Source organism: Fluviicola sp. (assembly GCF_030151805.1).
Taxonomy (GTDB): Bacteria; Bacteroidota; Bacteroidia; order Flavobacteriales_D; family Crocinitomicaceae; genus Fluviicola.
The window spans coordinates 1-7,575 of record NZ_JASLCN010000196.1; the positions used below are offsets into that span (position 1 = coordinate 1).

Sequence of the window (7,575 nt, forward strand, 5' to 3'; positions counted from 1 at the left end):
ACACAAATCATTAACGACCGTGGAATTCACATTTGCAAAAGCATGCTTGCCTGGCAGAAATTCTCCCCTTTAAATGCAAAGGGAGAACGTGAAAATCCGGACAACACCGGAATGAAAGGCGATAAACTGGTTGGAAAATACTACGTGGAATTCGACAAGCATTTCAATGCAGAAGCGAAAGAAATCATCGCACAATGGAATGCAGGTCGGTTTGACGGTTTTCCGGAAACTACGATTACCAAATACCAGGAATTTACGGACGCCAAGACCGGAAAAGACGAAAAAGCCATTGCAGGTTTGGATGATAAGATCAAAGAACTGGCAAAAAATGAAACTGCTATCCTGAGAGAAGCGAAAGATTTGCTTGTTCGCTGGGAAGGAAGAGATCCGGAAGTATTTTTACTTTGGACGACCATGAATGGCTGGGTTTACAGCGGATTCGATGAAACGTACAAAAAGATGGGCGTTGAGTTCGATCGGTTGTATTATGAATCCGACACCTTTATTCTTGGGAAAGACCTGGTAACGGAAGGATTGGAAAAAGGTGTTTTCTATCAAAAAGAAGACGGATCGGTTTGGATTGATCTGACCGGAGATGGATTGGATCACAAACTCCTTCTGCGTTCTGACGGAACATCCGTTTACATGACGCAGGATTTGGGAACTGCCGTAGATCGTTTCAACGATTATCCGGGATTAACGGGAATCATTTACACCGTTGGAAACGAACAAGATTATCACTTCAAAGTGTTGTTTCTTATTTTGGACAAACTGGGTTATTCCTGGGCAAAATCCTGCTTCCACCTGTCTTACGGAATGGTGGATTTACCGACCGGAAAAATGAAATCCCGTGAAGGAACGGTTGTTGACGCGGACGATCTGATGGATGAAGTGATCGAAAGCGCACAGGAAATGACAGCAGAAAGAGGTCATTTGGATGGAATGAGTGAAGCAGATCGTGAGAAATTGTACAAAACCATCGGGATGGGCGGTTTGAAATATTACTTGCTGAAGGTTGATCCGAAAAAACGAATGATGTTCAATCCGGCTGAGTCGATTGAATTGAATGGCCACACAGGTCCGTTCATTCAATATGCCCATGCACGTATTCAGTCATTGCTTGGAAAAGCTCATGCATTCAAAATGGATGCAGATACGGAACTGGGTGATGCTGAAAAAGACATCATCAAACAATTGGTTTTATACCCGGCAATCATTGAAGAAGCAGCTAAGGAATATGCTCCGTCAGCCATTGCGAATTATACTTACGAGTTGGTAAAATTGTTCAATCAGTTCTACCAAAACGTGATGATTTTGAGTGAAACGGATGAGAAACAAAAAGCATTGCGTTTGACTTTAAGTCAAAATGTGGCAAAAGTGATTAAAAGTTCGATGCTGCTATTAGGAATTGAAGTTCCAAATAGAATGTAGTGAATAAGCTTTGCTTGTTCAAATTACAAATTACGAATGCCGTCCCGATAGCTATCGGGATACGAATTAGATTTTCATAAATAACAAACCAGTCGGGGCGAAAATGATTCGCCCCGACTGGTTTTTAAACTTTGCCGGTAAACAATCTGGCAATGACTATAATGACTATTGCTCCGACAGTTGCGGTCAACAGAACACTCCAAATACTTCCTGATGTAAAAATGTGGAGCAGCCCGAACAACCAGGTTCCGACAACACCTCCCAAAATTCCGAGTACGATATTGAAAAATATACCACCTCTGGAACTATCCATGATTGCGCCTGCGAGCCAGCCGGCAACACCTCCGATAACTAATGCTAATATCCAACTCATAACCCCGATTTTTTTAAATATAATCAAGGGTAATTTAACAAAAATGAATCAGGATTAAAAATCCTTTTTTTTCTTTTAGCTTTCCTTAACAGGTGGAAAATTACTTCCATCATTTTCCTTCCTAATACTAAAAAATCATCTTTCAACATCTTAAAAGAAAGAAAGCAGGACACGAAATCCCTACGCCGTTCATCCGTTCAAACAGACATTACAATCGTTCAAACAACCATTTCACGACACAAGAGGTCACATCATTCAAATACAAACAACTATTCTACAAGACAACACGTCTTTATCGCATAAATTACTACGAAGATAGATTATGAGAATTTCAGTTCTTTTCTTTTTATTCTTAATGGGTGCATCGCAAACACAGGCTCAAACAATGAATAATCAACATACTGGTGGGTCAAGGCCGGTTCAACTACGCAAAGTACAGACTTCTACACATTCAAATGCATCGGATTCATTAGCAGGAGAAACGATTACACATTGTGATGCGATGCTTGAGGCCATTGATCAGAAAGTAGCTTACATACGCTCGGATCAAAGCATGTCTGAACGTGCGCAGGCTGATGGCTGGTTTGATAAGATGGCAAGTTATCGTGCGAAATACCTGGCTCGCAAAGAAGCATTGATTCAAAGAGAAAAACAACAAGAATCACATTGATATGAAAGTCATTCATTTTTTTCTGTTCGCAGTTTTTTTGTTGTTTCATACTCATTCAGGATTTGCCCAGGGCGCGGATTGTTCCAATGCGGAACCTTTCTGTACACAGCAGGGTGCTACTTTCCCGGCATCAACCAATACAATAGCTTCTGTGGGACCTCACTACGGTTGCCTGGGAAATGTTCCCAATCCGGCCTGGTATTTCTTAAAAATAGGTACCAGCGGCAGCATCAATATTGCACTCACCAATTCCAATATCGTAGACGTCGATTTTATCTGCTGGGGCCCATTTAACACCCTTGAGCAAGCTTGTCCCGGTATTACAGTTGGTCCGGCCAATCTAAATTGCCCGGCTGTTGACAACATCACTGTAACCCCTGATGCTCCTCTGTCTTCCGGACCATATATATATCCTTGCGGAAATATTGTTGATTGTAGCTTTGATCAACAAGCTTTTGAGGAAGTAAACATTCCAAATGCAGTTGCAGGACAGTTTTACATGCTTTTAATTACCAATTATTCCGGAGACCCTACAGATATTTTTGCCAATCAGATTAGTGGCACCGGGGCAACAGACTGCAGTATTTTGACTCCTTGTGACATTATAGATCTTTCATTGAATGTCAGCACTTGTAACGCAGCAAACACTTACACCGCCTCCGGAAGTTTTCAATACCATGATCATCCCGGAACAGGAAGTTTAATTGTCGAAATCAATAACGGTACAACCACTTTTACACAGACATTCAACCTTCCATTTACGGATAGCAGCTTCCAGAATTTCTCTATTCCGGGTATTCCCGGAGATGGTGCGGTATCCACCATTACAGTTCGTTTTTCGGATGATCCGACATGCATCACGACGTTCGAGTACGATGCCCCTGATTGCGGCTGTAAAGCGAACATCGGAACCTTTACAATCACTAAAAACGGCCAAAATCAAAACAACAATCCTGTCGTGCTCTGTTTTGGTGACACATTCAGTGCTGTTCCGAATGGTACTATGATTGCTCCCCAGGAAGTATTGAATCCTGTTGGACCTGCTTACAATCCCGGAATCGGCTGGCTGGTATATTCCTGTCCGCCATCTGTGGGACTCATTCCTGATTCTACTCAAAACCTGGTGAACGATCCCTGCCTGGTTTCGAAAACAAACGGACAGTTAGATTTCATAAGCTTTAACAACTTGTCGGAAATGAACGACCAAAGCTGGATTATCAATCATCCTGGCGTATTCACTAACAATACCGTATTCTTTGTTCCGGTAACGGTTTATAACATGTCCGATAGTGTTCTGAGCCATAGCGAAACAGCTGTGCCTTGTTACGATCTGGGCACACCCATTGCCGTACAATTTCTTCCGGAAGTCCCGGAGCCTTCATTCTCAGTAGATGTTACGCAAGGCTGTGCACCGCTCAAAGTCACGTTCACCCACCAAAGTAACGAAACGAATTGCGTCTGGAATTTTGGAGACGGAACGACTTCAGCTAATTGCGGACAGGTGAGTCATACATTTAACCAGGGAATCTGTTTTGACATTTCACTTACAGTGAAGGACCAATCCGGCATCTGTGAACGAACGCTTACAAAAACGGATCTGGTGTGTGTCCACCCGATTCCTGTTGCGTCTTTTACTCCTTCTCCGAGGATTCTCTCCACCGACGAACCCGTTTCACAAATGGTCAATCATTCGGTGAATGCAACTACTTTTTACTGGGATTTCGGTGACAGCACCCAATCTTCCGAGGTTATTCCCAAACATACCTTTCCGGATGATCGGGAAGGATCATACATCATTGAATTAATTGTAATTTCCGATGACGGATGTTCCGATACAGCGCATGTAACAGTAATAGTCAAGGAGGATCCGGCATTTTACATCCCCAATGCATTTACACCAGACGGTGATGAATTCAACCAACAATTTATACCCGTATTCAGCAGGGGAATTGATCAGCAAAATTATCATCTGATCATTTTTAACCGCTGGGGCGAGGTGGTGTTCGAATCAAACAATCCGCAAGTAGGCTGGGACGGAACGTATAGAGGAAAAGTCGCCAAAGAAGGAATTTATTCCTGGAAAATGGAGTTTCAACCGATGAGAACCACTAAAAGGCAGTCGGTTTCAGGACACGTCGCACTTTTACGCTAAGACAATCTGAAGCTTATTTTTCTAAAAATAACAGCTTGTGATATTCCAGGTATTGCGGGCTGTTTTTGCCCTAAACACCTTGTTATTTCCCTCCCAAAAAGGCATACATCAGGATATTTGCTCCCATTTGAAGTGCTTGTTTGCGCTTTTCTTCCGGGTCGTTGTGAACCGCCTGATCTTCCCAGCCGTCACTTAAATCGGTTTCTACGGTATAGATCAGAACCAGTCTTCCTTCGATGATAATTCCGAATGCCTGCGGGCGTTTTCCGTCGTGTTCGTGAATCTTTGGCAAGCCGCCGTTGAAATCGAATTTCTGGTGAAAAACAGGGTGTGAGAACGGAAGTTCTACCAGTGAATTATTCGGGAATACTTTCTTCAGTTCTTCGCGAATGAATTTATCCATCCCGTAGTTGTCATCAATGTGCAGAAATCCGCCTCCCAACAAATAATTGCGCAGGTTTTCAGCTTCTGTTAATGAGAAAACCACATTTCCGTGCCCGGTCATGTGTATAAACGGATACAGACTCAATTCCGGGCTTCCGACGTCCACATATGGGGTTTCTTTTGAAATAGTTGTTCCTAAATTCGTGTTGCAAAACTGAGCCAGGTTTGGCAAAGCCGTAGGATTGGCATAATAATCTCCACCGCCACTGTATTTCAAAAAGGCGATTTGATAGCTTCCCTGTGCGATCGAAGCAACACTTAGCAAGCACGAAAAAACAATAAGGGCTGTTTTCATTCCATTAACTATTAATTGCCAAAACACAAGCTACCATTCCGGCGGTTTCGGTTCTGAGGCGTGATTCTCCCAAATGTACGGCTTCGTAGCCATGTTTCAAAGCCAGCTCCACTTCCTTTTCGCTAAAGTCGCCTTCCGGACCAATCAAAATGCGCGAATGATTAGTCAATTGATTGACGGATTTTTTGTCTCCGTCCATGCAATGAGCGATTCCTCCGTTTGGGTTTTTCTGAACAAAATCTCCAAAATTCTGAAGTTCTTCTATTTCTAATAAAAAATCGTGCTGCGCCTGCTTCATTGCAGAAATAGCAACCCGCTGCAGACGATCCGGTTTCAATTGTACGCGCTCAGACCGCTCGCAATTCAAAAAGGAAATTTTCGTTGCTCCGACTTCCACGATTTTTTCTACCATCCACTCCATCCGATCCAGGTTTTTAGTCGGGGCAATTGCCAGGTGAAATCCGGATTCCGGTCGTTTTTTGAGTTCTTTCGAAACTACTTTTACCAAACATTTCTTCGGATGCGCATCCGTAACTTCTGCCGTTACAATCAAGCCCTTTCCATCCAAAAGTAACAACTGGTCTCCGTTTTCATAACGCAAAACACGTACAATATGTTTGGATTCTTCTTCCGGAAGGTGAAATGTTTCCGAATCAGGGATTTGTAAGAGAAAAAAGCGTCTCATTAATTGAGTATTTGAACCAACATTTCTTTCAGCAATTGTCCGTCGGAGGTAGAGCTGTTTCCTACTCCTTTGGCTTTCAGGTCGTAATTATGAAGAATTTCTACGTTTCTTGCTAAAATCTTGGGTGGATAATTCGGGCTGTTGCGGACCAATTCTTTGGCCACATACGGATGCAAACCTACGGAAGAGGCAATCGCATCCGGGCTTTTATTCGGTGCGAAATGAACACGCATCATGTTTGTGAAAAGTTTAAATACGGACGGAATCACGACAATAATCGAATGATCTTTCGGGTTTTTCTCAAAATAATCGGCAATCTGCATGGCTTTCAGCGAGTCTCTGACTGCTATGGCATTGACGAGTTCAAACACGTTGTAATCTTTCGAAATCCCGATGTTTTCTTCAATGTGAATATCGGAAATTTTGGTTCCTTTTTCAAGAACAATTGCCAGTTTATCGAGTTCGTTTACAATTCGCGACAGATCGTTTCCTAAAAACTCTCCCAGCAATGCTGCTGCTTTCGAGGTAATCTCATAGCCTTCGGAGCGAACATAGGTTGCGATCCATTCGGTCAGGTTGTAGTCTTTGACTTTCTCTGATTTGAAGTTGACTCCGTATTTCGCAAGGTCTTTGGTGAATTTTCGTTTCCCGTCGAGTGCTTTGTATTTATGGCACAACACAAGGATGTTGGTTTCTACCAAATTCGGGAGCAATTTCTCCAACTCGTACAAGTCTTTGAGATCCTGCGCTTCGCGAATCACGACTACTTTTCGTGTTCCCATGAACGGAAAACTGCGTGCTTCGCTCATTAAGGTCATCACATCGATATCTCTGCCGTAATAAACCGCCAGGTTGAAATCTTTCTCCGATTCGTCTACTGCGTTTTCAATAATCGCGTCTGCAAGCACATCTATGAAATAGGGTTCTTCGCCATGTAGCACATACAAAGGCTGAAACGAGCCGTTTTTAATGTCCTTGAGAAGCGCTTTGTAATCCATTTACCAAAATTACAAATTACGAATTACGAATTACGAATTATGGTAAGATAATTGTTGAGATAGGAAATATCAATTACGAAAGCCGAATTACGAATTATGCATTTTACATTTTTGAGAAACCGAGTCCAGATTTGGTGAGTCGGGAGTTAAGACTTGAAAACGGCTTTTTTGAGCTTAAATTCGCGGGAAACTCAGTAAAACCGCATGTTAAACTTATAACATTTTAATACTGTATCTATACTTAACCCATACTCTACCTATACAGTATCCATACAGTATCTTCCTACAACCTGAATTTGGCTTTGGGGAAGGTTGTTTTGGGTTACAGTATTGTATCGTAAAAAGAGTATTCCCTTGGGATTCACTTATCCTTCTCCTTTGGAGGGCGATTTCCCATTACATGGCAAATCTTGCACCATTGCCTAATTTCTCTTACTTTTTTCATTGCCAAAAAAGTAAACAAAAAGGCTAGGCCGTACTCGAAAACCTGTAAACTACGCCGCATTACGCGAAAGCATTCAAAACTC

Annotated in this window: 7 protein-coding genes; 3 read left to right on the top strand and 4 right to left on the bottom strand. The window is 42.4% G+C overall.

The window, feature by feature from the left end; genetic code table 11:
* Positions 1–1,431, top strand: a 1,431-nt coding sequence (gene argS, locus Q1V93_RS07345; protein WP_300663289.1) for an arginine--tRNA ligase, incomplete at its 5' end; no start/stop codon positions are given.
* A gap of 124 nt (positions 1,432–1,555) precedes the next feature.
* Here the strand turns inward: argS and Q1V93_RS07350 are convergent.
* Positions 1,556–1,804: a GlsB/YeaQ/YmgE family stress response membrane protein gene (locus Q1V93_RS07350; RefSeq protein WP_300663291.1), complete on the bottom strand. Its 249-nt coding sequence runs from the start codon at positions 1,802–1,804 to the stop codon at positions 1,556–1,558.
* Positions 1,805–2,159: 355 nt separating this feature from the next.
* On the opposite strand from Q1V93_RS07350, the gene Q1V93_RS07355 reads away from it, so the two are divergent.
* Positions 2,160–2,474 (top strand): hypothetical protein, encoded by a 315-nt coding sequence (locus tag Q1V93_RS07355; protein ID WP_300663293.1) that lies wholly within the window; start codon positions 2,160–2,162, stop codon positions 2,472–2,474.
* Between the two features lies 1 nt (position 2,475).
* Entirely contained in the window at positions 2,476–4,626 is a 2,151-nt protein-coding gene (locus Q1V93_RS07360) for a PKD domain-containing protein (protein WP_300663295.1), read from the top strand.
* 82 nt (positions 4,627–4,708) lie between these two features.
* Here the strand turns inward: Q1V93_RS07360 and Q1V93_RS07365 are convergent, their stop codons facing one another.
* Genes Q1V93_RS07365 through holA form a run of 3 tightly spaced genes read right to left on the bottom strand, consistent with a single transcriptional unit; the run spans position 4,709 to position 7,048 of the window.
* Complete coding sequence (locus Q1V93_RS07365) at positions 4,709–5,365, bottom strand: DUF4159 domain-containing protein (protein ID WP_300663297.1); 657 nt, start codon at positions 5,363–5,365, stop codon at positions 4,709–4,711.
* A 4-nt stretch (positions 5,366–5,369) separates the two neighbouring features.
* Positions 5,370–6,050, bottom strand: coding sequence for an RsmE family RNA methyltransferase (locus Q1V93_RS07370; protein WP_300663299.1), 681 nt, complete (start codon positions 6,048–6,050; stop codon positions 5,370–5,372).
* The gene (holA, locus tag Q1V93_RS07375) at positions 6,050–7,048 is read right to left on the bottom strand and encodes a DNA polymerase III subunit delta (RefSeq protein ID WP_300663301.1); all 999 of its coding nucleotides are present in this window, start codon (positions 7,046–7,048) and stop codon (positions 6,050–6,052) included. The genes Q1V93_RS07370 and holA overlap by 1 nt, the downstream gene beginning before the upstream one ends.
* Between the last annotated feature and the right edge of the window lie 527 nt (positions 7,049–7,575).